The sequence below is a fragment of the Mesorhizobium sp. P2_B5 genome (assembly GCF_056404775.1).
On record NZ_JBFUDJ010000004.1, the window covers coordinates 90911 to 115863 of the forward strand.

At 61.8% G+C, this 24953-nt stretch carries 22 protein-coding genes, 1 tRNA gene and 1 pseudogene; 7 read left to right on the forward strand and 17 right to left on the reverse strand.

The genetic code is table 11. The features are described 5' to 3' along the window. Positions 1-8: 8 nt before the first annotated feature. From AC1D1N_RS16050 to AC1D1N_RS16075, 6 genes are all read right to left on the reverse strand, one after another. Positions 9-3527, reverse strand: a complete 3519-nt coding sequence (locus tag AC1D1N_RS16050) for a glycosyltransferase (RefSeq protein WP_477349655.1) — start codon at positions 3525-3527, stop codon at positions 9-11. After that, positions 3527-4432 carry a dTDP-4-dehydrorhamnose reductase gene (gene rfbD, locus AC1D1N_RS16055; protein WP_477349656.1) on the reverse strand — a complete coding sequence of 302 codons (906 nt, stop codon included), beginning with the start codon at positions 4430-4432 and terminating at the stop codon, positions 3527-3529. The genes AC1D1N_RS16050 and rfbD overlap by 1 nt, the downstream gene beginning before the upstream one ends. Then, entirely contained in the window at positions 4429-5523 is a 1095-nt protein-coding gene (rfbB, locus tag AC1D1N_RS16060; protein ID WP_477349658.1) for a dTDP-glucose 4,6-dehydratase, read from the reverse strand. Before rfbB ends, rfbD begins: the two co-directional genes overlap by 4 nt. A 25-nt stretch (positions 5524-5548) precedes the next feature. After that, entirely contained in the window at positions 5549-6100 is a 552-nt protein-coding gene (rfbC, locus tag AC1D1N_RS16065; RefSeq protein WP_477349660.1) for a dTDP-4-dehydrorhamnose 3,5-epimerase, read from the reverse strand. Position 6101: 1 nt separating this feature from the next. Beyond that, positions 6102-6983, reverse strand: a complete 882-nt coding sequence (rfbA, locus tag AC1D1N_RS16070; RefSeq protein WP_436258924.1) for a glucose-1-phosphate thymidylyltransferase RfbA — start codon at positions 6981-6983, stop codon at positions 6102-6104. 293 nt (positions 6984-7276) lie between these two features. Continuing rightward, on the reverse strand, positions 7277-7870 hold the full coding sequence (locus AC1D1N_RS16075) for a biotin transporter BioY (RefSeq protein ID WP_477349662.1): 594 nt from the start codon (positions 7868-7870) through the stop codon (positions 7277-7279). 116 nt (positions 7871-7986) lie between these two features. Between AC1D1N_RS16075 and AC1D1N_RS16080 the strand changes: the two genes are divergently transcribed. Continuing rightward, positions 7987-8895 carry an MBL fold metallo-hydrolase gene (locus AC1D1N_RS16080; RefSeq protein ID WP_436258922.1) on the forward strand — a complete coding sequence of 303 codons (909 nt, stop codon included), beginning with the start codon at positions 7987-7989 and terminating at the stop codon, positions 8893-8895. Here the strand turns inward: AC1D1N_RS16080 and AC1D1N_RS16085 are convergent. From AC1D1N_RS16085 to AC1D1N_RS16105, 5 genes are read right to left on the reverse strand one after another with little or no spacing between them, the layout of a single operon-like run. Next, on the reverse strand, positions 8892-9812 hold the full coding sequence (locus AC1D1N_RS16085) for a phosphorylase family protein (protein ID WP_436258921.1): 921 nt from the start codon (positions 9810-9812) through the stop codon (positions 8892-8894). The two genes, AC1D1N_RS16080 and AC1D1N_RS16085, sit on opposite strands and share 4 nt — an antisense overlap. A gap of 14 nt (positions 9813-9826) precedes the next feature. Beyond that, positions 9827-10618 carry an ABC transporter permease gene (locus AC1D1N_RS16090; RefSeq protein ID WP_477349664.1) on the reverse strand — a complete coding sequence of 264 codons (792 nt, stop codon included), beginning with the start codon at positions 10616-10618 and terminating at the stop codon, positions 9827-9829. Beyond that, positions 10611-11498, reverse strand: a complete 888-nt coding sequence (locus AC1D1N_RS16095) for an ABC transporter permease (RefSeq protein WP_477349666.1) — start codon at positions 11496-11498, stop codon at positions 10611-10613. Before AC1D1N_RS16095 ends, AC1D1N_RS16090 begins: the two co-directional genes overlap by 8 nt. Next, positions 11495-12532 (reverse strand): ABC transporter ATP-binding protein, encoded by a 1038-nt coding sequence (locus tag AC1D1N_RS16100; RefSeq protein WP_477350090.1) that lies wholly within the window; start codon positions 12530-12532, stop codon positions 11495-11497. Before AC1D1N_RS16100 ends, AC1D1N_RS16095 begins: the two co-directional genes overlap by 4 nt. Positions 12533-12559: 27 nt before the next feature. After that, positions 12560-13603 (reverse strand): ABC transporter substrate-binding protein, encoded by a 1044-nt coding sequence (locus AC1D1N_RS16105; RefSeq protein WP_477349668.1) that lies wholly within the window; start codon positions 13601-13603, stop codon positions 12560-12562. A 197-nt stretch (positions 13604-13800) separates the two neighbouring features. Here AC1D1N_RS16105 and AC1D1N_RS16110 point away from each other — a divergent pair, with 197 nt between their 5' ends. Continuing rightward, entirely contained in the window at positions 13801-14814 is a 1014-nt protein-coding gene (locus AC1D1N_RS16110) for a LacI family DNA-binding transcriptional regulator (protein ID WP_477349670.1), read from the forward strand. A 71-nt stretch (positions 14815-14885) separates the two neighbouring features. On the opposite strand, the gene AC1D1N_RS16115 is transcribed toward AC1D1N_RS16110, so the two are convergent. Together AC1D1N_RS16115 and AC1D1N_RS16120 are read right to left on the reverse strand one after the other, a co-directional pair. After that, the gene (locus AC1D1N_RS16115; RefSeq protein ID WP_477350092.1) at positions 14886-15668 is read right to left on the reverse strand and encodes a DUF1499 domain-containing protein; all 783 of its coding nucleotides are present in this window, start codon (positions 15666-15668) and stop codon (positions 14886-14888) included. 108 nt (positions 15669-15776) lie between these two features. Further along, a complete protein-coding gene (locus AC1D1N_RS16120; RefSeq protein WP_477349672.1) occupies positions 15777-17405 on the reverse strand; it encodes a fatty-acid--CoA ligase in 1629 nt (542 codons plus the stop codon). A gap of 208 nt (positions 17406-17613) precedes the next feature. On the opposite strand from AC1D1N_RS16120, the gene AC1D1N_RS16125 reads away from it, so the two are divergent. After that, the gene (locus AC1D1N_RS16125; RefSeq protein ID WP_246691212.1) at positions 17614-18045 is read left to right on the forward strand and encodes a hypothetical protein; all 432 of its coding nucleotides are present in this window, start codon (positions 17614-17616) and stop codon (positions 18043-18045) included. Between the two features lie 146 nt (positions 18046-18191). Beyond that, positions 18192-18581 (forward strand): DUF427 domain-containing protein, encoded by a 390-nt coding sequence (locus tag AC1D1N_RS16130; protein ID WP_477349674.1) that lies wholly within the window; start codon positions 18192-18194, stop codon positions 18579-18581. A gap of 134 nt (positions 18582-18715) precedes the next feature. Here AC1D1N_RS16130 and AC1D1N_RS16135 read toward each other — a convergent pair whose 3' ends face one another. The 3 genes from AC1D1N_RS16135 to ppdK all read right to left on the reverse strand — a co-directional run bounded on the left by AC1D1N_RS16135 (position 18716) and on the right by ppdK (position 23560). After that, entirely contained in the window at positions 18716-19486 is a 771-nt protein-coding gene (locus AC1D1N_RS16135) for a polysaccharide deacetylase family protein (protein ID WP_477349676.1), read from the reverse strand. Positions 19487-19576: 90 nt separating this feature from the next. Next, positions 19577-20680, reverse strand: a complete 1104-nt coding sequence (locus AC1D1N_RS16140) for a glycosyltransferase family 9 protein (protein ID WP_477349678.1) — start codon at positions 20678-20680, stop codon at positions 19577-19579. Between the two features lie 174 nt (positions 20681-20854). Next, a complete protein-coding gene (ppdK, locus tag AC1D1N_RS16145) occupies positions 20855-23560 on the reverse strand; it encodes a pyruvate, phosphate dikinase (RefSeq protein ID WP_436258913.1) in 2706 nt (901 codons plus the stop codon). Between the two features lie 219 nt (positions 23561-23779). Between ppdK and AC1D1N_RS16150 the strand changes: the two genes are divergently transcribed. The 3 genes and pseudogenes from AC1D1N_RS16150 to AC1D1N_RS16160 form a co-directional block, all read left to right on the forward strand. Beyond that, complete coding sequence (locus AC1D1N_RS16150; RefSeq protein WP_025583591.1) at positions 23780-24124, forward strand: VOC family protein; 345 nt, start codon at positions 23780-23782, stop codon at positions 24122-24124. A gap of 109 nt (positions 24125-24233) precedes the next feature. Continuing rightward, a tRNA-Gln gene (locus tag AC1D1N_RS16155) sits at positions 24234-24308 on the forward strand. A gap of 39 nt (positions 24309-24347) precedes the next feature. Then, a pseudogene (locus tag AC1D1N_RS16160) lies at positions 24348-24502 on the forward strand (multicopper oxidase domain-containing protein); the annotation flags it as partial. A 124-nt stretch (positions 24503-24626) separates the two neighbouring features. Here the strand turns inward: AC1D1N_RS16160 and AC1D1N_RS16165 are convergent. Further along, positions 24627-24902: a hypothetical protein gene (locus tag AC1D1N_RS16165; RefSeq protein ID WP_477349680.1), complete on the reverse strand. Its 276-nt coding sequence runs from the start codon at positions 24900-24902 to the stop codon at positions 24627-24629. Positions 24903-24953: the final 51 nt, after the last annotated feature.

Here is a 24953-nt window from a genome sequence, read left to right on the forward strand (position 1 = left end):
TTCCGATATCAACTCAGCGAGAAGTCTTCACGCCCTCTTGTCAGATTCGGTGAATAGAAAGGATCACGCTCGATGATCTTTTTCCATCGTCTTTGCATATACGCAATTTCACTGTTGAAACGCGCCATTTTTTCCGGCGCATCCTCAACGCCGCGAGAGACGCTTTCGAGGTGGTAGAGTTCGGCATAAGGCGTCCAGACGTTTGAGTAGCCGGCTTCCTGTACCTTCAGACAAAGGTCAACGTCGTTGAAGGCGACCGTCAGGTCGACCTCATTGAGACCGCCGACTTCTTCAAACAGGTTCTTGCGGATCAGGAGACAAGCTGCCGTAACAGCGGAGAGATTCTGCAGGACCTGCAGCCTGTAAAAATACCCTGGATGATGGCGCGGGAAGTCCTTGTGCGAATGACATGCGACACCGCCCAATCCAACAATCACGCCGCCATGCTGAATCGTGTCATTGGCATAATAGAGCTTCGCGCCGACGCAGCCCACATCCGGCTGAACGGCCCAGGAGACCATTTCCGTCAACCAGTCCGGCGATATCACTTCGATATCGTTGTTGACGAGGCCGATGATCGAGCCCTTCGCTTTCCCTACAGCGAAATTGTTGATCGCAGAGTAATTGAACGGCTTGTCGTAGCGGAGCACACGAACATTCTTCGCTTTCTTTAGCTCGCTGAAATAGGCAAGCGTTTCCTCTTCCACCGAGCCGTTGTCGACCACCAGGATCTCGTAGTTCCCATAAGTGGTCTTTTCTCGGATGGACGTCACACAGCCACGGAGGAGATCGACCTTGTCGCGCGTTGGAATGATGAGGCTCACAAGCGGCTGCGGTTCGGGGACTAGAAAGCGGAGACGGTAGCAGGGTGTACCGGGAGCTTCCTCAGCTTTCGCCGGAATAGCCATGCGTTCGACATGCTCTTCCAGGGCACGCAACCCGGCCATATAGGCGTAGCCCTTTTGCGACCCGTCAAGCGCCGTCGAGCCTTCCACCGCGCGCCAATGGTAGAGCACCTTCGGGATGTGCCGAATTCTGTCAGGAGCGATGCGCTCGAAGATGCGCAGATTGAGGTCGTAGTCCTGGCTGCCTTCGAAGCCGGGGCGCCAGCCGCCGACGGCGCGAATATTTTGCGCCCGATGTGCGGTGAGATGGTTCAGATAGTTCTGTGACCGGAAAAGCTCCCGCGAGAAATCCGGCTTGAAGCAGGGGTCATAACGCCTGCCTTCCGAATCGATCTTATCCTCGTCGCTATAGATCAGTTCGGCATCAGGATGACGATCGACTTCCAGCGCGATCTCAGCCAGTGCGTGCGGGCGCAGAATATCGTCGTGGTCGAGCAACGCAACCCATTCGCCAGCGACAAGCTCCAGGGCAGAATTGGATGCCAGCGAAATATGACCGTTCTTGCTGCGAAAGACGACTTTGATGCGTGGATCGCGTTTCGCATATTCGTCCAGAACGCTCCGCACGTGCGGCTTCGTCGAACAATCGTCCGCTATACATAACTCCCAGTTCTCGTAGATCTGTGCGCGGACGCTCTCGATCGCTTCCCGCAGGAGCCTCTCTGGCGTATTGTAGACTGGCATCAGTATCGAAATGAGCGGCTTCTTCTCCAACTCAGCCAACCGCCGGCCTAAGTCCGCAACGTCGTGTTCCGTCGGCGTGTCATTGAGCGCAATCCATCCTTCATAAGTAACGCTGCCCAGAGCGCCCCGTGCCTCCGCCGATCGGAGGGTGGCCGCAAATCCCCGGAGGCCGCTTTGCCTCAACAGTTTTACGCCACGCGCGGCAGACCGTACGAGGGAACCGGGGCTTTTCAGGTGGCGGGCGGCGATTCTCCCGATGAGACGAGCGTAGTATTCAATCCGGTCGAGCTTGCGTAGCCGCACGCGGCCGATAGCGATCTTGACGGAACCGTCACTCGGATCGATACGCAGTTTTTCTGCGCCTGCATGAAGCGAAAATACGGCCAAGGTCAGGCCTTTGCCATTCGACCGAAAACGCAGATCAATCCGTTCGATTTCGTTGTACCCTCTGCCACTGTCGACATAGAGGCGCACGTCGCTCAACGCATCCGATTCGGCTGGCACACGCGCGCTGATCTGGTAGTGCCCGGGAACCAAGGGGCCGAAGCCCGGCCAAAGGAGCTCGAACTGCGGATCATCGCCGGTTACAGTCCACTCCGTGGCCCGCTTGCCCAATGGCACGCCTTCCAAATGATGGAGCGCGCGCAACGCGACGGTTCGTCCGGCATAAAAAGCTGCCGTGGTCGGAAGTGATGCAAGTCTTCGCAGGAACGATCCATAACGCCAGGTCCGGCTGCTGTGAATCAATTCGATTTCGCGACGTAACGCGGCCACCTGCTGATCGCGTTCCTGCACCTTACGCTCAAGCACCACGTTGTCCTGGTCCCTTGCGGCGAGATTCGTGTTGGCTACCTTCAGCGCTTGCGTGACGGCGCGGACTTGCACGCGCTCGGCGGTCAGCGCAGCGGCCTGGGCATCAAACTCATCTTTACCGCTCCGAATCCGTTCGCGCATTTCAACTGCCTCATGGGAGATCGCCTCTATGCGCGACTCGTAACGTTTGATCAACTCCCGGTTGTTTCCAAGCTGGTCTTCCACCGTCACCGAATGCAACGACCATGGGTTTCCCGTTTGATCTGCTGGCTTGTTCACCTCGCCATCCAGGGACATCACACGTTCGTCAACGAGCGCAATGGTGCCTGCCACACGTCGGTTCCCCAGGACATTTTCCTGAATTGGACGTTTCGTTACAACGCAAAGGGAGTTCAGGAACTCAATGGCATGGATCGACTCAACGGAGGCGCCCTCGAATGCGAGCTTGTGCCTTTCGGCGAAAGCGGCCAAGGCATCCAGTCGACGTCGGTCCTGCCCCCAATGCTCATAGTTGGCCACGTCAACCAGACGTTTGAAGAATGACATCGATGAAAAGGGATCGTAAAGACCACCCTCGAATTCCTGCCAATAACTGCAGTGCAAATCCTCAACTATGTATACCCCCCCTTCGGAAACATGAGGGTAGTAGCGGGTGAATGAACGTATTATGTCCGAAGAACTGTGAGATCCGTCATCAATGATAATGTCGAATTTTTCGGATCTTTCGACAATAATGCGTTCGACTTCCTCGGTATTGGCATCACCAATGATAACGGCGATCTTCTCATCGTCGAAAATCAGATTGCTGCAGGCCGGGTTGATATCGCAGCCGAGAATAAGCTCCGCATTCGGAAAATATTGCCGCCAGATTTCGAGCGAACCGCCGTTCTGAACTCCTATTTCCAGAATTCGAACCGGCTTGTTTCGATATTCCGCAAAAATGCGGTCATATGTGTCCAGATAGATAGACCATTTGTCCGACACTTTGCCGCTATGCGCGTCGTACAGATCACGAAGTGAAACGTCGCGTTGTCCAGGCCGTCCAGCTTTCGCCTTGCCCCGCGCTTTCGGCGTCACTTCAGGCATCGCATCGCGCCTGTTCTTCGGTGAAGGGTGCTTGTTCATCAAGTCAAAGCCTGTCTCGTGTCACCGACGCGAAGTCGGTGCACCACGGTCTCCGCCGATTGCCGCCATTCCGGCACGGCCCACTCGAACACGGCTGCGAACCTCGCCGTCGACAGCCGTGAATTAGCGGGCCGCTTTGCCTTGGTCGGATAGTCGCTGGTGGCGATATCGCGCACCCGCGCTGTCGGCCCGCCGTATCGCGCGCTTGTGTCGAGTATATGACGGGCAAAGCCGCTCCAGTTGGTCTCGCCGGTGCCGGCCAGATGATAGATGCCGTAACCGTCAAACGCCTCGTCGTCGCGCAACACCGCCGCCGCATGCAGGATCGCATCGGCAATATCAAATGCGGAGGTCGGATTTCCCCATTGGTCGGCGACGACAGCGATCTCGTCGCGGTCGCCGGCCAGCCTTAGCATGGTCTTGACGAAATTCCTGCCGAACGGGCTGTAGACCCAGGCGGTGCGCAGGACCAGGTGGCGCGGATTGAGCGCTGCCACCGCCTGTTCGCCGGCGAGCTTGGAGGCGCCGTAGACGCCGAGCGGCGCGGTGGCGTCGGTCTCGACATAGGCGCCGTCCTTGGTGCCATCGAAGACGTAGTCGGTCGATAGATGGATAACGGGCACGCCGAGCCGAGCCGCCGCCTCGGCGACCTTGCCGGCGCCGACGGCGTTTACCGCGAAGGCAAGATCAGGCTCGTCCTCGGCCTGGTCGACCGCGGTGTAGGCGGCAGCCGACGCCACGACGTCCGGCCGCGCTGCTGCGATGGCGTCGAACACCGTGTCGGGTTGCGCCAGGTCGAGGGCCGGCCGGCCGACCGCGACGACCTCAACGTCATCGCGCCCCTGCCCGGCCTCCAGCAGGCTGGTGGCGACCTGACCGTCGCGTCCGGTGACAACCAGCCTCACGCCGCGCCCTTCCTGCCTTCAATCTGGCCCCGGGACTGGACTTGCCCCAGCCGCTCGCCGGCATAGCGCTGCTCGCGGATCGGCCCCCACCACCATTTGTTGTCGAGGAACCAGTCGACCGTCCTTGCCAGGCCGCTGTCGAAACTCTCCGACGGCGCCCAGCCGAGATCCCTGCCGATCTTGGAGGCGTCGATGGCATAGCGGCGGTCGTGACCCGGGCGATCGGTGACGAAGCTGATCAGGTCGCGATAGCGTTTGCCGCCTGCGCGTGGCCGTCTGGCGTCGAGAAGGTCGCAGATCGTCTCGACGACGCTCAAGTTGGTCCGTTCGGAATTGCCGCCGACATTGTAGCTCTCGCCCGGCTGACCCTTGGTGGCGACCAGTTCCAGGGCGCGCGCATGATCCTCGACGAACAGCCAGTCGCGCACATTGGCGCCGGCGCCGTAGACCGGCAGCGGCTTTTCGTCGAGCGCGTTGAGGATCACCAGCGGTATCAGCTTTTCGGGAAAGTGATATGGCCCGTAATTGTTCGAGCAGTTGGAGAGCACGACCGGCAGGCCGTACGTCTCGTGCCAGGCCCGCACCAGATGGTCGGACGCCGCCTTCGAAGCGGAATAGGGCGAGGACGGCGCGTAAGGCGTTTCCTCGACGAACATGCCGCCGTCGAAGGGCAGATCGCCGAACACTTCATCGGTCGAGACATGGTGGAAGCGGAAGCGGGCTTTCCTGTCCTCGCCAAGGCCGCGCCAATATTCGAGCGCCGAATTCAGCACCCGGTAGGTGCCGACGATGTTGGTCTCGATGAAGGCGCCGGGTCCGTCGATCGAGCGGTCGACATGGCTTTCGGCGGCGAGATTCATGACGACGTCGATCTCGTCGCGGTGGAGGATGTCGAGGACCGCCCGCTCGTCACAAATGTCGGCCTGCTCAAATTTGTAGTTATGCGCATTCTCGATCGTGCGCAGCGAGGCGAGATTGCCGGCATAGGTAAGCTTGTCGAGATTGGTCACATGGTAGGCCGGATTGGCGCACAAATGCCGGCACACCGCCGAGCCGATGAAGCCGGCACCGCCTGTCACCAGAAAATTCATGGCGCTCTCCTCACATCGTCGCGCGTCATGCGAACACCTCGGCATTGGCGAGCGTCGGCGCCTTGAGGTCCTTGGCCGAGAGCTCGAAGGCGCCGGCTGGCGATGGCCAATCGATGCCGATGTCGGGGTCGTCGAAACGGATCGATCGGTCGTGCGCCGGCGAATAGGTGTCGGTGACCTTATACAGGACCTCGGTGTCCGGCACGAGCGTGACGAAGCCGTGCGCGAAACCCTTCGGCACCAGGATCTGGTTGCCTTTCTCGGCCGATATTTCGAGCGCGACCCATTTTCCGAAGGTTTTCGAGCTGCGGCGAATGTCGACCGCGACGTCGAGGATCTTGCCTCTGATCACACGCAGCAATTTGTCCTGCGCGCGTGGAGGCAGCTGATAGTGAAGTCCCCGCACGACACCCGCGGCCGCCGAATAGGAGTGGTTGTCCTGGACGAAACGCAAATCGATGCCGGCTTCAAAAAAGCGCTCGGCATTCCAGGTCTCGATAAAATAGCCGCGCGCATCGCCGCGCCGCTTCGGCACGATCTCGAGCACGCCATCGAGACCAAGCTGCCTGACGTCCACTCTAGTTCTCCGTCAGCTCGGTGACACGCCGGCGCAAATAGGCGGCGTATTCATTCTTGCCCAGGCGCGTGGCGCGCTCAAGCACCTTGTCGGCGGTCAGCCAGCCCTGCTCGAAAGCGATTTCTTCAGGACAGGCAACCTTGATGCCCTGGCGGTGCTCGATGGTGCGCACGAAGGACGAGGCCTCATGCAGGCTGTCATGCGTGCCGGTGTCGAGCCAGGCATAGCCGCGGCCAAGCTGATGCACATGCAGCTGCCCGCGCTCGAGATAGACGTTGTTGACCGCCGTAATCTCGAGCTCGCCGCGCGCCGAGGGCTTGATTGTCGAAGCGATGTCAACGACCTCGTTGTCGTAGAAATAGAGGCCGGTGACCGCCCAGTTGGACTTCGGCTTCTCTGGCTTTTCCTCGATCGTCAAAGCGGTGCCGCTGAGCTTGTCGAACGACACCACGCCATAGCGCTGCGGATCCTCGACATGGTAGGCGAACACCGAAGCGCCGCTTTCACGCTGCGCAGCCGCACGGCAGAGCTGCGACAGGCCCTCGCCGAAATAGATGTTGTCGCCGAGGATCATCGAAACATTGTCCTTGCCGATGAAGTCGCGGCCGATGATGAAGGCCTCGGCAAGCCCGTTGGGCTGCGGCTGTTCGGCATAGGACAATTCGAGCCCGAATTCCGAACCGTCCCCCAGCAACTCGCGAAAGATCGGCAAGTCGCGTGGTGTCGAAATGATCAGAATCTGTTGGATCCCCGCGAGCATCAAGACGCTCAGCGGGTAAAAAATCATCGGCTTGTCGTATATCGGCAGGATCTGCTTAGAGATCGCTAATGTTAGGGGATAAAGACGCGTCCCGCTGCCTCCTGCAAGGATGATTCCTTTCAACAAGCTCTCCTTGAATTGCCAGGCCCCCGCCCGAAATCAAGTTGACCGTGCTTAGGTTTCGTGCGGAGGCTTGTCAATTCAAACTCGGCCGTGGATCAGCACCAGAATTGACCTACATCTGCCGCCTCGTGGTAATTTGACCGACCGACCACAAGCTGTTGACCGACCGGCCACAGGCTGGCGATGCAATCGGCACGGCGATTTGGCAGCCGACTTCCCGCCATCATGGTGGACGCATGAAAACAAAAAGCCGGCGGGCTCGCGCCCGCCGGCTCATTTGCGTTCAAGCGATGTCAGGGCTGCTTCGGCAGCAGCGACCATACCGCCGGCACCAGGCTGGCGGCGAGCGCAACCTTGATCAGGTCGCCGACGATGAACGGCACGACGCCGAACTGCCACGACTTTTCAACGCCGATCAGGGTGGCCAGCCAGGCAAAGCCCATGGCCATCATGACGATTTCGGCGACCAGCATGGCGTTGAACAGCTTGATCGGGTTGCGATCCCAGCCGCGATCGGCGGCCCAGCCGACAATGGCAGCCATGACGACGAAGCCGGCGAGATAACCACCGGTGCCGCCAATCATGTAGGCGATGCCGATGCCCTTTTCAGGCGTGCTCTGGAAGACCGGGAAGCCCATGGCGCCTTCGGCCATGTAGAGAAGCAAGGTAGCGACGCCAAGCCGCAGGCCAAATGCGGTGGCGATCAGCAGGACGGCCAGCGTCTGCATCGAGATGTCGACCGGCCCGAGCACGACTTTCGTCTTGGCCGACAGGGTCAAAAGCAGCGTTCCGGCGATCGCCAGCAAAAGCTGGGTTGCCAGGCGCAGCGCGCCCTCCTGAGGCAAAGCGAGAGAAACAAGCGGGCGCATCGTCGTTGCAAGTGCCATGGTCTTCCCCAATCCGGATTGCCGCAGATGGCGGCCTCGCTTTTTCCTATATTGGCTTCCGTGCTATGCGGCAATCGCTTTTGCCGTCCCCTTGACCGGAGCTCAACGACACCGCCATGGCGCTCAAATTCGACACCAGGTTCGATCCGGCCTATGGCCAGGGCGTCACCGTGGCGCCGGACGTTCTGCGCGTCACCGCCAAAAACCCCGGTCCGTTCACCTTTCACGGCACCAACAGCTACGTCATCGGCCGCGACACGCTGGCAGTGATCGACCCGGGTCCGGACGACGATGCGCATTTCCAGACGCTGCTCGAGGTGATCGCAAACCGGCCGGTCAGCCACATTTTCGTCAGCCACACGCATCGCGACCATTCTCCGCTGGCCGCGCGGCTGAAAGCGCACACTGGTGCACCGGTGCTGGCCGAAGGGTCGCATCGCCCGGCACGGCCGTTGCGGATCGGCGAGATCAACCCGCTCGACGCCAGCGCCGACACGGCTTTCGTCCCGGACATCGCGCTGCCCGACGATGCGCTGATCGAGGGCGACGGCTGGGCGATCCGAACCGTGCTGACGCCGGGCCACACCGCCAATCACGCGGCATTTGCGCTCGAAGGCACCGGCATCCTTTTTCCAGCCGACCATGTGATGGCGTGGGCGACCTCGATCGTGGCGCCGCCCGACGGCGCGATGGCCGACTACATGGCCTCGCTCGGCAGATTGATCGCCCGCGGCGACGGGCTGCTGCTGCCCGGCCATGGCGGCCCGGTGACCGCGCCGCGCAGCTTCATGCGCGGGCTGAAGACCCACCGCAAGATGCGCGAACGGGCGATCCTGGAGCGGATCCGCGGCGGTGACCGAACGATTCCAGACATGGTCAAGGCGATCTACAGGGACACCGACCCGCGCCTGCACGGCGCCGCCGGCCTGTCGGTGCTTGCCCATCTCGAGGATCTGGTGGCGCGCGGCCTGGTCAGCACGGAGGGTGATGCGGCCATCGATGGTATTTTTACGCCGGTTGGCTAAAACCGGCTGGAACGTTCTTCCGGTTGAGGCGATTTCAAACCGTGGCAAGAGCATTCCGGATTGACCGGAAGTCGTGCCGCGGTCTCCAGCGCGACCCGCGAGGCTGTCATGGAGAGGCTCGGCAACACGTCATCCTGCAGCAATTTCTGGCGATTGCGGTCCATATAGTCGTTGAATCCAGCGGTTACGAATGCCAAGGGCACGAAGCATGCACCGATCTCGCGCGACAAGGTCGCCTCTGGCGCGATCGAATGGTTGAGCACATCCGCCCCCATGTTTCGAAACGCCAGGGCTTCGGCCGGTGTGGTCAGCCGCGGCCCGTAACAGTGGGCAGCGACCAGCTGCTGTTCGATGCCATGAACGCGGCATTCGGCCGGCCAATGACGGCGGGCGGTTTCGACCAGAACTGCCGCACATCTTGGGCAGACAATCTGCTTGCCCGAGCAATCGAAGCTCTGGCGGCCGGGAAGCAGCGAAAACGGTGTCTGCGTCAGTTCGATGATATCGGCATTCACCACCATGTCGCCGGGCTTGATCGCCTTGTTGACGGCGCCGATGGTCGAGCAGGACAGCACTTGCCGTACACCCGCGTTCATCAATACCCAGAACGCGCGGCGATGGCAGGAATGGTCGATATGGTCGCGGGGATTGCCGTGCGAATACATGCACAAGGCACGTTTCGCTTTGCCTTCGGCAGTAATCGACGCATCGAACTCGAGCAGCTTCCAGTTGTCGGTGCGACCGAAAGGCGTTTCAAAACTCATGTCCCGCCCCAAGGTCCGCACGCCCTCGAATTCGACATCTTCCGGGAAGGCAAGCCCCCAGTTTGCCGACCCGGTGATGATCGCCAACCCGACTTGGGGTATGTCGGATGATTGATCCGCCGGAGCACCGGCTGCGCGATGATTTGTGGGCATGTTTCCAGTCTCGGTCAGGATTTTTCGCGAAGGGTCACGATCAGGACGGCGACCACGACGATGGCCGTCCACAATGTCGAGATCGCCGCAATCGTTGGATCGATCTGATCGCGCAGCGACAGGAACATGAGCTTCGGCAGCGTGCTGTTTTGACCGCTGGCGACGAAGATCGAAATGACTGACTCGTCGAGCGAGGTCAGGAAGGCCATCAGCGTGGCCGACAACAGACTGATCCGGAGTTGCGGGACAATTATGCCGCCAATGGCTTTTGCCCAGTTTGCGCCCAGGCTGCGCGCCGCCTGAACCTGGTTCCAGTCAAAGCGGATCAGTGCCGGCAGCAACACAATGCACGCGACCGGGATGGCCAGCACCACGTGTCCAACCAGCACGCCGAACAGCGTTCCGACCAGACGTTGCGCCGCCAGAACAAAGAACAGACCGATCGCCAGCAGGATGCCCGGCACGATGGACGGGGTGAGCAGAACGCCCTGAATGGTCAGGGCGGCCTTTCCGCCGAGCCTGTTCATCGAGATGCAGGCCAGCAGCCCCAGCGGCACCGCGACCGTCGCCGTCAATGTCCCCAGGATCAGGCTCGTCCTGAGCGCGGCCATCCATGTCGCCGAGCCGAAGAACGTCTCGTACCAGCGCAACGAGTATGCGTGCGGCGGGAACTCGAGAAGATTGGATGCCGAAAAGGAGAGCGGGACGACGACGAGCGTCGGCAGCATCAGGAAAATCATTACGAGCGCGCAGAAGCTCCACAGAAGGATACGGGCCAGCCTGTTGTCCGGATAGGCTTCAAGCATCGGTCGCGCCGACATTGTTGCGCGCCATCAGTCGCCGCGCCGCCAGGAACATCATGCCGATCAGCGCCATGAGAACGAGCAACAGAATACCCAAGACGCTCGCCGACCCCCAATCCTGAAAGGTCGATAGCGTGCGCTCGATCCGGATGGAGAGCGGATTTACCTTGCCGCCGCCAAGCACCGCCGGCGTTATGAAGAAACCTATGGTGTAGATGAAGACGATCATCGAACCCGAGAAGATGCCGCCGGCAGAAAGCGGCAGAATGACCCTGCGGATCGCTTGCCCGAGGGTAGCGCCCATGCTCGCCGACGCGCGAATGAGGTTTGCGTCGATATCGCGCATCGCTGCATAAACGGGCAGCAGGAAGAGCGGCAGCATGTAGTGAACCATGCCGATGAGCGTTCCCGTGAAGTTGTAGACCAGCGGCAATGGCTCCGCTGTCAGGCCTGAACCGGTCAATGCCGCGTTGATCAGGCCATCGCGCCGCAAGAGCACGAGCCAACCATAGGTCCGCACCAGAATGGAGGTCCACAACGGCAGCATGACGAAGGCCATCAGCAAATTGGCCACCTTCGGTCTGGCGCTGGCCAGGGCGAGCGCCAGGGGGGTGCCGAGAAGAATGCAGATCGCCAGCGTGCCCAGGGATAGCTCAAGGGTTGTGACGAGCGCCGACCATGTCAGTCCGCTCGACAGCACCTTCTCGTAATTGCCGACGGTGTATTCGCCCCCCGTGGTCAGGAAGGATTGCCGGATGATCCAGAGGATGGGCAGTATCGCCGCCAGTCCAACGATGAAAAGCGCCGGCAGCGAAAGCGAGAGGAAGAACCGCCGCTCGCGTCGAGCGTCTGCCGCGAGCGCAGGATCGGCGATGACGGTCACGCTCTCGCTCCCGGTATCGCGTGAACTTTCGCCGCTGGTGCATAGGCGGTCACCCGCTGACCGGTGGCAAGCTCGGCGCAGCCACTGGCCAGCGCCGCCGGAATGCAGACAAGAATCTCTTGCCCGCCGTCAAGCGCCAGCGTCAAAAGCCAGTTCTCGCCGCGAAACGCCTTGGCGCGTAGCGTTCCCTCAAGCGCCACCCCGTCCCGCCCAACGAGCTTCGCATCAAGATGGAAGCTTTCTGCGCGGATCATCACAGCTTCGCTTGACGCATCGGTGCCGTCTATTCTGCGCACCGCGCCCGGAGCCACAATGTTGGCCTCACCCATGAACTCCGCGACGAAGCGGGTCGACGGACGATCATAGATCCGCTGTGGCGTGTCGATCTGCTGAATGCGGCCGGAATTCATCACCGCAACCCGGTCTGACATGATCAGTGCTTCGCGCTGGTCATGCGTCACATAGATCGTGGTGATCCCCAGATCGTCGTGCAGACGCCGGATCTCGTACTGCATGGTCTCGCGCAGGTTTTTGTCGAGCGCCGACAACGGCTCGTCCATCAGCATCACGCGTGGCTCGAAGACGATTGCCCGTGCCAGCGCTACGCGCTGGCGCTGGCCGCCGGACAATGCGGCAATGTTGCGCTCCGCCAAACCCTCCAGCTTCACGCGGGCCAAGGTGTCAAGCGCCCGCTGACGCGCCTCCGCTCTCGGCGTCTTGCGCAGCACCAACGGATACTCGACATTTGCCAGAACGTTCATGTGGGGAAACAGGGCGTAGTTCTGGAACACTATGCCGATGTCCCGCTTGTTGGGGGCCAGGCGGGTAATGTCGCGACCATCCAACAGGAGTTTACCGGAATCGGGCCGGACAAAACCGGCCAGAGCCATGAGCAGCGTGGTCTTGCCCGACCCGGAGGGCCCGAGCAGCGTGAGGAATTCGCCAGCCTGAATGTCGAGCGAGACATCGTCCAGCGCGACGTAAGATCCATAGGTCTTGCGCACGCTGTCGATGGTGATCGGGAGCGACTTCATCATGTGCTTCAGCCTTAGAGCTGAGACTCAGCGGGCCATCATCTCATCGAAGGCTTTTTGGGCGGCCTCGCCGCTCTTGACCCACCAGTCGGCGTTCGAAAACACCGAAGTGCCGGCATTTTCAGGCGCCGTCGCCAGGGTCTTGAGGCGATCTTTGGGGATAAGACCACCCTCATAGCCGGCAGGATTGACCGGACCATAGGCGATGAAGTCGGTCAGCTTCGCCACCCGTGCGGGCTGCGTCATCGCCGCGATGAGCTTCATGGCAGCTTCCTTTTTCGGCGCCCCCTTCGGCACCGCAAGGCAGTCCGTGCCGATGACGGAACCCTTGAACGTATAGTCGATCGCGCCGCCATCCGTCTTCACCGTCTGGGCTCGCCCATTCCAGGTGACGACCAGATCCGCCTCGCCGTCTTTCAGCAATTGCGCCGACTGCGCTCCGGAGGTCCACCACACCGAGACATTTGGTTTGATCGCGTCAAGCCGCTTGATGGCGCGCTCCAAACCCTCCGGCGTGCTGAGCACGGGATAGACGTCCGCCGGTGCCACGCCATCCGAGAGCAGCGCGATCTCGATCAAGTCCTGCGCATTGGCACGCAGCGCGCGACGGCCCGGGAATTTGGCGACGTCCCAGAACTCCGCCCAGGTCTTTGGTGGATTGTCGCCATAGGTCTTGGTGTTCCACGACATGACGGTGCCATAGGAGTCGAACGGATAGCAGTAGTCGGACTTTGCGCCGGCCGGCACGGAGTTGGGATCGATGATCTTGTAGTCGAGCGGCTCCAGCAGCGACTGTGCGGCCGCCTGCGCGCCTTCCGGTGAGCCGAGGTGGATGATGTCGGTCGTAACCGCACCCGAGGTTACCTGCATCTTGACGGCAGCCAGGCCGTCGCTTTGCGTCTCCTCGCGGACATCATAGCCGAGCTCTTTTGCAGCGGGAGCCCACATGGCCTCCTTTATGGCGTTGCCATAGTCGCCGCCCGCCGTGGTGATGGTGACTGTTTGGGCATAGACGGGCAAGGCCGCCGAGACTGCGATCGCTGCCAGGGAAATGCGTAGTAACCGGGACATGATTTCTCCTCCTCCGGATTTATCAAAATGCCGACAAGATAGGCTTTTTTACTAATCGTAACGTTACGATTACCGAAAACCGCCCTATAGTCAAGCTGACGGCGGCAGGTCCGTTCAGGCTGGAGGCCTGGATTTGACCCTCAGGTCGAATCCGGTAACGTTGCGATGCCCAGCAGGATCAGCCGGCGCTTTCGCAAATGAAGTCGGGCGATATGGCCAATTTGAAACAGATTGCGGCAGAACTTTCCCTTTCGGTGACCACGGTGTCGCGCGCTCTGAAGGATGGGCCGGAAGTGCAGCCGTCGACCATAGCCCGCGTCAAGGAAGTGGCGAAGCGGGTCGGGTATGTTCCCAATCATCACGGTCGCGCGCTCAAAACCGGACGAACCCTGATGCTGACGGCAGTGCTGCCGATGGAGACACGCGACTACCTGTCCGATCTGGCGAAGCTTCCCTTGATCGAAGGCATGACGCTGGCGGCGCGGCAAGCAGGCTACAGTCTGTCCATCTATTCGACCACGCCCGATGACGATCCCGTCGAAAGCGTACAGCGCCTGCTCGACGCGCGCAGCGCGGACGGCCTGATCATCACGCGCATGGTCTCGGGTGATCCGCGCGTCAAGCTGCTGCTGGATCAACGCATCCCGTTCGTGGCGTTTGGAAGAACCGACCTGGACATCGCGTATCCCTATGTCGATATCGACAATGAGCAGATTGCCTACGATGCGACGCAACGGCTCATGGACAAGGGCTGCCGGCGTATTGCCCTTCAACTCCTCGTGGCGAAGGATCAGGCGAGCGCCATGCGTCTTGCCGGCTATGGCAGGGCGATGGCCGAGGCCGGTATTCCGATCGACCAATCGCTGATCGGTCACGGCACGTTCACGATGGAATCGAGCGTAGCCTGGTTCGATCGCCTGCTGGCGTCATCAGATCCGCCGACGGGCCTGGCATGCGCCAACGAACTGGGCCTTCTGGGAGCGTTGCACGCTCTCGGCAGGCGGGGTCTTGAGCCCGGCCGCGACGTCCACATCGTCACCCGGGACAACACGCGTCTGGCGCGCTTCCTGCCGGCGAAGATCGGCGTTCATTCCGTAGACATGGCAGACGTCGGGCACAAACTCATCGAAGTCCTGGAAAGCCGGATCGCCAATCCGCTTGGGCCGGTCGTGACAGTCTTGTTGCAAGGCAAATTCGACCCGGCCGAGTAGTCTGCCTGCCGTCTCAATCCGCATTTTTGCGGCGCCAGGCGATTCCGATTGGCCGTCAGGTGCTCTGGATGTCACTCAGCCGGCGCGGCCCCCACCTGGCCCGCCACCTCCTGATCAAGCTCGGCGAGGAACCCGACGATGCGCGCTGCGTTGTCGCCGAGGTCATAGCGGCCGTAGCGGGAGGCCGAGCGCATGTCGACGACGATGGTGTCGCCATCATTGCTCACCCGGATCGCGACGTCGGCGGGCAGGCCGACCACGAAGCTCCGGGCCACGGCTGATATCGTCACCTCGTCCTGACCGTCCGTCACCGGATACGGCGCGGTAAGCTGCCAGTCGCGGCGGTCGAGCACGGTTTCGACAGCGTCGACGACGGTTTCGAACGGCAGATCGTAGCTGCGCCCGGTGACCAGCGGATAGGCGTCGGCCTGAAGGCGCGCCTCGCCCGGCGTTGGCAGTGCGAGCAGGTTCATATCCTTGGTGCGGTCGCTGGTGTCGAGCACCGGCGGGTTGTCGAGATCGGTCGAGATGTCCCTGAGCGGCGGCGTGGTCGCCGCCCAATAGGCGGCGATGCCGTAGGGCGTCAGCACCAGCAGCGCCAGCAAGGCGCCGACCGAGAGGTCGCGGCCGCCACGGCCGCCGAAATGCCACAACCTGGACAGAGCGAGGCCGGCAAACAGCAAAGCGAACGCGGCAAGCAGGGCGACGATCGCCAGCACCCACAGGAAGGCCGGCGTTTCGACCAGTTCGAAATGATTGCCGGCCAGCACGGTCAGCAGCAGCACCAGGGCAAAAGCGCCCGTGCGCCGCGACCAGCCGGCCGCCTTCGATGTCTGCCGCTCGTTAACGTCCATTGTCTTCAGCACCGCCACAACCCGCACAGAGGCTTAGAGCAAAGGATGCTCAAATTGAACATCCCCTGCTCTAACGTTTTTGAAGGTCAAGGAATCGCACGGTTCCGATCAATCCGTCGGCAGGCGGTAGTCGCTGAACTGCTTGCGCAAGGTGATCTTCTGGATCTTGCCGGTGGCGGTGTGCGGGATTTCGCCGACAAAGGCGACGTCGTCGGGCATCCACCACTTCGCCACCTTGCCGTCCATGAAGGCCAGGATGTCGGCCTTGCTCGGCTCCTTGCCCGGCTTGGCGACCACGACCAGCAAGGGCCGCTCACCCCATTTCGAGTGATGGACGCCGATAGCGGCTGCCTCGGCGACATCGGGATGGCCGACGGCGAGGTTTTCCAGGTCGATGGTCGAGATCCACTCGCCGCCCGACTTGATCACATCCTTGGCCCTATCGGTGATCTGCATATAGCCGCCCGGATCGATATGGGCGACGTCGCCGGTATCGAACCAGCCGTCCTTGTCGAACTGCTCGGAGCCGACGCCGCCATAATAGCCGCGGGCGATGGCCGGGCCGCGCACCTTCAGCCGGCCGAAGGTCTTGCCGTCCCAGGGCAGTTCCTTGTCGTCATCGTCCGTCACCTTCATCTCGACGCCGAAGGGCGGGTAGCCTTGCTTGCCCTGGACATCGAGCCGGGCCTCGCCCTCGAGCTCCTGATATTGCGGCTTCATGGTGCACAGCGTGCCGAGCGGCGACATTTCGGTCATGCCCCAGGCATGGATGACCTCGACGCCGTAATTGTCTTGGAATTTCCTGGTGATGGCGCGCGGACAGGACGAGCCACCGATGACGACCTTCTTGAGATGGGGAAGCTTCTTGCCGGTCTCTTCCAGATGCTGCAGCAGCATCATCCACACGGTCGGCACGGCGGCGCTGAAAGTCACCTTCTCGGTGTCGAGCAGCTCGTAGATCGAGGCGCCATCCATCTTGCAGCCAGGCATGACCAGCTTGGCGCCGATCATCGGCGCGCTCTGGCCAAGGCCCCAGGCATTGGCATGGAACATCGGCACGACGGGGAGAATCGTGTCCCGCGCGGAGATGCCCATGGCGTCGGGCATGGCGGCGATCATGGCGTGCAGCACGTTCGAACGGTGGCTGTAGAGCACGCCCTTGGGGTCGCCCGTCGTGCCGGAGGTGTAGCACATGCCGGCGGCGGTGTTTTCAGGGAACGTCTTCCAGGCGAAGTCGCCATCGGCCTCGTTCAGCCAGTCCTCATAGGCGACCACATTCGGCAGCGTCGTCTCAGGCAGATGCGCCTTGTCGGTCAGCACGATCACCTTTTTCAGCGATTTGACGGCGCCGGCGATCTTTTCAAGCAGCGGCATGAAGGTCAGGTCGACGAAGATCGCCTTGTCCTCGGCATTGTTCATGATCCAGACGATCTGCTCGGGAAACAGCCGCGGGTTCAGTGTGTGATAGATGGCGCCGATGCCCATGATGCCGTACCAGGCCTCGATATGGCGCGCCGTGTTCCAGGCCAGGGTCGCGATGCGGTCGCCGAGCACAAAGCCGTCGCGTTCGAGCCTTTGGGCAACCTTGAGGGCGCGGCGATGGATCTCGGCATAGGTGGTGCGAACGATCGGACCTTCGACCGAGCGCGACACGATCTCTCGTGTCCCGTGCTGCCGCTCGGCATTGTCGATCAGCTTGTGGCAGAGCAGCGGCCATTCCTGCATCAGTCCGAGCATCTGGTTCCTCCCATTGGTTCCTCGTTCTTCCGTTTTTGTTCCATTGTGAGACGAACGGACAGATTGTCCAGTCATCAAGTCTCCAACCGTTAACGGCTGAAGCAAGCAGTGATCGAATCCCTAGGGAAACCGCCACAATCCGGCCATCGTCGGTGTTAACGTTCGTTAACGGGGCAAGGGGTGCGATAGGCGACTGAAAGAGGTTCGCATGGACGCGCAGCTCGACGACAGGCCGTTGGACGACAGCCAGGCCGAAGACGTGCAGTTGGACGACGTGCAGTTGGATGACATTCAGCTCGACGACAAAGAGCTTGAAGATACACTGGCCGCAAGTCTGGCCGATCTGGTGCCGGAGGCCAAAAAGGTTTCCGAAGACGAATTTGTCGAGGTGGTCGGCGGCGCCCTTGAGGCGGTCGGCGGCACGCTGCTGTTCAAAATGTGCGTCCAGAACGAAGGCGAAGGCCAGCATGTCGCCGCCGCATCGATCGGCGATGGCGGCAATCGCCAGTTCCTGCTGCTCACTTTGCCGACCGGCGGCGGCGCGCTGAAGGTCGAGACCACGTCAAGAAGCACCAATCCGGTGGCCGGCATTGCCGCTGCCTATGCCGGCCTCATGGACGTGTTCAAGACCGCGGCCTGACGTTCGCATATATGTGATCGTTTCAACGACCGACCAGGCACGCCTGGCTGTCACGATGGCCTTGCGCAACTGGTTCTCCGCACACACTTTTAGGGCATGGGAAGCAATCCCCCTCGTGCTCCCAATCGGACAAGGAGACCCCCCGCATGGACCAGATCGCCAACCCCGCCCCCGGCTTCCAGAGCAATCCCGGCAAGGTCATCACCGTCGAGCCTTATCGCGGCGCGGTGGTCGTGCGTGCCGGCGATACGGTGATTGCCTCATCGACGCGGGCGAAGCTTCTGTCCGAACCGCCCTACCCTCAGCATTTCTACATCCCCTTCGAAGACATCGATTTCACGCAGCTCGGCAAAACCGTCCTGTCGACGCATTGCCCCTACAAGGGCGACGCCAGCTATTGGAGCGTGCTGCCGGCCGGCGAAACCGGCAAGGACGCGATGTGGGCCTATGAGCGACCCTTCGACGAAATGGTCGAGATTCGCGACCACGGCGCGTTTTACGCCAACAGGGTCACGATCGAAGCCACGCCGGCCTGAGGGCTGCATGCCCTGAAGGTTAGCCAGAACGCTCGTCGCGTCGTCATCATATGACGAAGCTTATAGGCCTCGGCCGAGTCCCGAATGTTGGCGATGGCTCTCAGGCGGCGATGAAAACCGCCTTCCGCCGCAATCTAATCCGTGGTCCCGTCGTTGCCGACGCCATCGGCGTCGTCGAGCCGCACGAACGTCAGCCCCTTGGCCTTCAACGCCAGCAGGCCTTGCACCACGCCCTCGCCGGCCGCGTGGGTCGGCTGGTTGATGTGGGCGATGATGACATCGCCATCCTTGGCGGCGCCAATGCGGCGGGCGGTTTCCTTCGCGCCGAGCAACGAGCCGCCATCGCCGTTTATCGAAAAGCCGGCGATCTTGAAGCCGAGCTTGCGGATCATGGCGATGGTCGACGGGCTGTATTCGGCGGTCGCGCCGCGGAACCATTTCGGCGCCGGCTCGCCGGTCTGCGCGAGTGCCGCCGCGCCCGACTCGACTTCGGCCTGCACCGCTTCAGGGCTGCCGGCGCTGCGAATGCCGTAGATTTTTTGCGGCGTGTCGACGGCCGGGATGTGATGACCGCCATGGTTTTCCAGTTCGAACAGATCGGGATGCGAGCGCATGATCTCGACGGCGGCGGCATTGCGCTTCAGCCAGATGCCGGTGACGAAGATCGTCGCCGGAATCCGGTTCTCCACCAGGGCCGAAAGTATCCTCGTATCGGTCTGCCCGCCGCAGGCGTCGAGCGTGAGCGCGACGCGGCCCACATTGCCGCCCGCGTCCGCCTTGAGGCGCAGCGTCGGCTCGACAAGCGGCGCCGCGTGGGCCGCAGACGCGGCCCAGACCGAAAGAGCGATGGCGCAAAGCAGTTTTTGCAAGGGATGCCTGTTTTGTTTCAGAATCGGCGCTGTCATAGCCGCATCCCAAGACCCGCAACAAGGCGGAAATCGGGACATCGGCCATGCAGAAAGCTGATATCCCGACAATGTGACCGCCGCGCACCATCAGACGGCGTGTTCCAGCTCCACTTGCGTCCGCGACAGGACTTGGCGCACCGCGGCGACGACCGGTTCGACCTCCAGGCGCCAGACGCAGCACGCCTTGCTGGGATCGAGCGGATTGCACAGGCTGCCCGCGACGCAATTGCACGGCATGGACGGCTGCAAAGCGAGGCTGGGCACGCCGACCGGCCCCCAAACGGCCGGGCTGGTCAGGCCATACAGGCCGACAACCGGCGTTCCGGCGGCTGCTGCCATGTGCATAGGGCCGCTCTCATTGCCGACAAACAGTCGCGCCTGTTGCAACACCGCCAGCAGCGTTTCCAGCGACAGCGCGCCGACGAGGTTGACGATCGGCGACGCGGCGTGAGCGAGGATCTGCTCGGCGGGCTTGCGCTCGTCCGGTCCGCCGACCAGCACAAAGTCCAGTCCGGTCTCGCGCGCAATCGTGTCGATCACCGCGGCAAAGCGTTCCGGCTGCCAGCGCCGGCCGTGAAAGCTCGCGCCGGCATGCACGGCGATGAAACCGTTCGGGCGCAAACGATGTCTGTCCAGCAATGCCTGGGCTCTCGCCGTTTCCAGCGGCAAGGGCCGGATCGACGGCGCGCGCACGCGCAGAGGGACGTCAATCGGCTCGAGCGGCGAAAGATAGCGGTAGAGATAGTGCTGCTCGCCAAAGCCGAACGGCCTGGCAAACAGATTGGCGGGCTGACGCTCGTGCCAACGCAGCGGCCTTTCCGAGGGATTGTAGCCGATGCGGGTCCTGGCATTGAGGAACCTGACGATGATGCGCGAGGTCTTTGAATCGGTGAGATCGATGGTCAGGTCGAAGCGAAATTGGCGCAGCTTGCTGATCATCGAATAGAGTTCGCGCCCCCGCTCCAGCGGGGTGCCGCGCATAGCCGCGCGGCGGAAGGTCACGACCTCCGAGGCGATGCCGTGCGCGGTCACGAAGCTGGCGAGGCGGGCCTCACAGAGAAAAACGATCCTGACGCCGGGATATTCGAGCTGCAGGTTCCTGGCGAGCGTGGAGGAGAGAACAATATCGCCGATGAACTTGGTCTGGAGGATCAGGATCGAACGGAAGGGTTTGGGCGAAATCTGCAACATCTGTTTCTCGGCACCGGGCGGGTTGGGGGACCGTGAAATTGGGCAGAAACGATGTCGGGATTGCGTGCTGAGCCGCGCACATCAGCGTGAATTTGCTTACAAAATCGTAAGCTTAGCGCCAAATGGCCACCCAGGGGTGGCCATTTGCGCGACGCGGAAAGAACTATGTCGAAATCAGGATGCCGCAGCGCTCTTTTTGGGGCGCGGCGCGACCATCTTGGCAATCTGCACCGCGGCCTGCGCGGCGGCCAATCTCGCAATCGGCACGCGGTACGGCGAGCACGAGACATAGTCGAGGCCGACCTCTTCGCAAAAGCGGATCGAGGCCGGATCGCCGCCATGCTCGCCGCAAATGCCGAGCTTGATGTCGGGCCGCGTCGCCCTGCCCTTTTCGGCCGCCATGCGCACCAGTTCGCCGACACCCTCGATGTCGAGCGAGACGAATGGATCCTGCTCGATGATGCCCTTCTGGCGGTAGGTCTCGAGAAAGGAGGCCGCATCGTCGCGCGAGATGCCGAAGGTGGTCTGGGTGAGATCGTTGGTGCCGAAGGAGAAGAACTCGGCCGACTCGGCAATGACATGGGCGCGGATCGCCGCGCGCGGAAGCTCGATCATCGTGCCGGTGAGATAGTCGATCTTGACGCCGGTTTCTTCCATGACGCTCTTGGCGACGGCGTCGATGCGCGCCTTGACGTAATCGAGCTCCTTCACCAGGCCGACCAGCGGCACCATAATCTCGGGAACGACCAGCGCGCCGGCTTTCTTGCCGGCCTCGACGGCGGCCTCGAAAATGGCGCGCGCCTGCATCTCGGCGATCTCGGGATAGGAGACCGCGAGACGGCAGCCGCGATGGCCGAGCATCGGGTTGAACTCGTGCAAGGCCTCGGTGCGCTGCCTGAGCTTGTCCGGCGAGACATTCATGGCAGCGGCGACTTCGGCCACTTCGGCTTCCGTCTTTGGCAGGAATTCATGCAGCGGCGGATCGAGCAATCGGATCGTCACCGGCAGGCCGGCCATGATCTCGAACAGTTCGAGGAAATCCGAGCGCTGCATCGGCAAAAGTTTGGCCAAGGCGGTGCGGCGGTCCTTCTCGGTATCGGCCAGGATCATCTCGCGCATGGCGACGATGCGCTCGCCGTCGAAGAACATGTGCTCGGTGCGGCACAGACCAATGCCTTCGGCGCCGAAGGAGCGCGCCATGCGCGCATCGAGCGGCGTCTCGGCGTTGGTGCGCACCTTCATGCGGCGCGTCGCATCGGCCCATTCCATGATGGCGGCGAAATCGCCGGAGAGTTCCGGCTGCAGCATCGACACCGCGCCCTTCAGCACCTGGCCGTTGCTGCCGTCGATGGTGATGATGTCGCCCTTGCGGAAGGTCTGGCCCATCGACATCAGCGTGCCGGCCTTGTAGTCGACGCGCAACGAGCCGGCGCCCGACACGCAAGGCTTGCCCATGCCGCGCGCCACCACGGCGGCGTGGCTGGTCATACCGCCGCGCGTGGTCAGGATGCCTTCCGAAGCATGCATGCCGTGAATGTCTTCGGGGCTGGTTTCGATGCGCACCAGGATCGCCTTGCGCCCTTGCGTGTTCAGTTCTTCTGCATCGGCGGACGAGAAAACGATCTCGCCGGTCGCCGCGCCCGGAGAAGCCGGCAGGCCGACGCCGATGACATCGCGCGGCGCCTTCGGATCGATGGTCGGATGCAACAGCTGGTCGAGCGAGGCCGGATCGATGCGAGCGACCGCCTCTTCGGTGGTGATCAGCCTGTCGCGCGCCATTTCGACAGCGATCTTGAGCGCCGCCTTGGCGGTGCGCTTGCCGGAGCGCGTCTGCAGCATCCACAATTTGCCACGCTCGATGGTGAATTCGAGATCCTGCATGTCGCGGTAGTGCTGCTCCAGCCGGTCGGAGATGTCGACGAAAGAGCGGAACGCGTCCGGCATCAGCTTCTGCAGCGACGGCTTGTCGGAGCCGGCGGCAATGCGCGCCGCCTCGGTGATGTTCTGCGGCGTGCGGATGCCGGCCACGACATCCTCGCCCTGCGCGTTCACCAGGAACTCGCCATAGAGCATCTTTTCGCCGGTCGAGGGATTGCGGGTGAAGGCGACGCCGGTGGCCGAGGTCTCGCCCATGTTGCCGAACACCATGGCCTGGACGTTGACCGCCGTGCCCCAGCTTTCCGGAATGTCATGCAGGCGCCGGTAGGTGATGGCGCGGTTGTTCATCCAGCTTGAAAACACCGCGCCGATCGCGCCCCAAAGCTGCTCGTGCGGGTCCTGCGGAAACGGCTTATCGAGTTCCTCCTCGACCTTGGCCTTGTAGAGCGCAATGACGCCCTGCCATTCCTCAGCGGTCAGTTCGGTGTCGAGTTCGTGGCCAAGGCTCGCCTTCTGGTCCTCGAGGATTTCCTCGAACACTTCGTGGTCGAGACCCATGACGACATCGGAATACATCTGGATGAAGCGGCGATAGCTGTCATAGGCAAAACGGGCATCGCCGGAATCGGTGGCCAGCGCCTCGACCGTCTCGTCGTTGAGGCCGAGATTGAGCACGGTATCCATCATGCCCGGCATCGAGGCGCGAGCGCCGGAGCGGACCGAGACCAGCAGCAATTTCGACGGATCGCCGAAACGGCGCCCGGTCAGCGTGCCGATATGGTCCAGCGCTTTGACGACATCGGCCTTCAACGCGGCCGGATAGCTGTTGCCATTGGCGTAATAGGCGTTGCAGACTTCTGTGGTGAGGGTGAAGCCCGGCGGCACCGGCAGGCCAAGGCTGCACATCTCAGCCAGATTGGCGCCCTTGCCGCCGAGAAGATTGCGGTCGCCCGCACGTCCCTCCGCGGCGCCATCGCCGAAGGTATAGACCCATTTGGTCATGCTCGCCCTCCAAGTCCTTGGAAGATAGACAACACCGGGGCCAAGGCCCGGTTCCCCCCGCATTCCGACCCGAGCGTTATTATGCTGCAGTGCGAAAGGCAAGGCGTGGTCAGCCAAGCCCGGCCACTACAATCGATTAAGCAAAAGCTGCGTCAAAAAGACTTGCCGGTCAGCCGCCCGCGATATAGAACATATCATGAACAAGTTGGGAGTAGCGTGATGAAACTCAACGGAAAACTCGACTATCTGGAATTGCCTGCGACCGGCGGAACGCTGGACAGCGTCAAGGCGTTCTACAGCGCGGCCTTCTCGTGGTCGTTCACCGATTACGGGCCGACCTATTCGGCCTTTGGCGAAGGGCTCGACGGCGGTTTTCAGGCCGATGGCGCGGAGGCGCCGGCCAAACCGTTGCCGGTGCTTTATTCGCAGGATCTGGAGGCAACCCTCGACGCGGTCGAGAATGCCGGTGGCACGATCGTCAAGCCGATCTTCTCGTTTCCGGGCGGCAGGCGGTTCCATTTCACTGATCCGGCCGGCAATGAGTTGGCGGTCTGGGGCGAATAGCGAGCGCCCGTGCCAAGCGGTGGATCAGTTTTGCACAGGGCCAACTCGGCATTGAGCTTTCGTGCCGCTCGTCCTATAAGGCCGCGCGCAGCGGGCAAAGCCCGCCTGCTGGGGCGTCGCCAAGTGGTAAGGCATCGGTTTTTGGTACCGACATTCCCAGGTTCGAATCCTGGCGCCCCAGCCAAACTGTATGTCCTTTGGATGTGACAATCCCTTCGGACTGCTCAATGTCGGGCCTGGCAGAGGTTCGACGTGCTGTGGCGGGCGCTTAGGCCTGGCAAGTGGCTGCTGCATTGCCACATCCCGCATCACACGACGAACAACAATGTTGAGGAGCAGGGCGGCGGCGGGCTGACAATGATCATCGATGTTAACTAGCGGCCGCCAGGCGCGGACCCCAACGCTAGATGACTACGATGTCGTCCACGGTGACGCCGTGCTGCGTGAAGTCGAGACGAGCAGAGAAGGCCGCACGCAGCCACGAGAGCCGCGTGCGTCGCGACTATATTCCGAGCATCTTCTTGGCTTCGTTGAGCGCAGCCTCTGATCCTGCATGATCGCCGGCGGCGTGCAATTTCTCGCCCTGGGCGCGCAGTTCTTTGACCTTGGTCATATCGGCTTCCGCCAGGGTCGCGCTCGGCAACGCAGCGTCGATCGCGGCCATGATGGTCGGGCATGAATTCGCGAAAGCGGTTGCTGGGATGACCGACAAGAAAAGCGCAAGAAAAATTGAACGTGACATTGTAGTTCCTCCCTGCCGGCCCAGAGTGCGTTGCATCGACGACCGGCACTCCGATAGTACATGGCAGCGCTCGGTGCGGCAATCGCC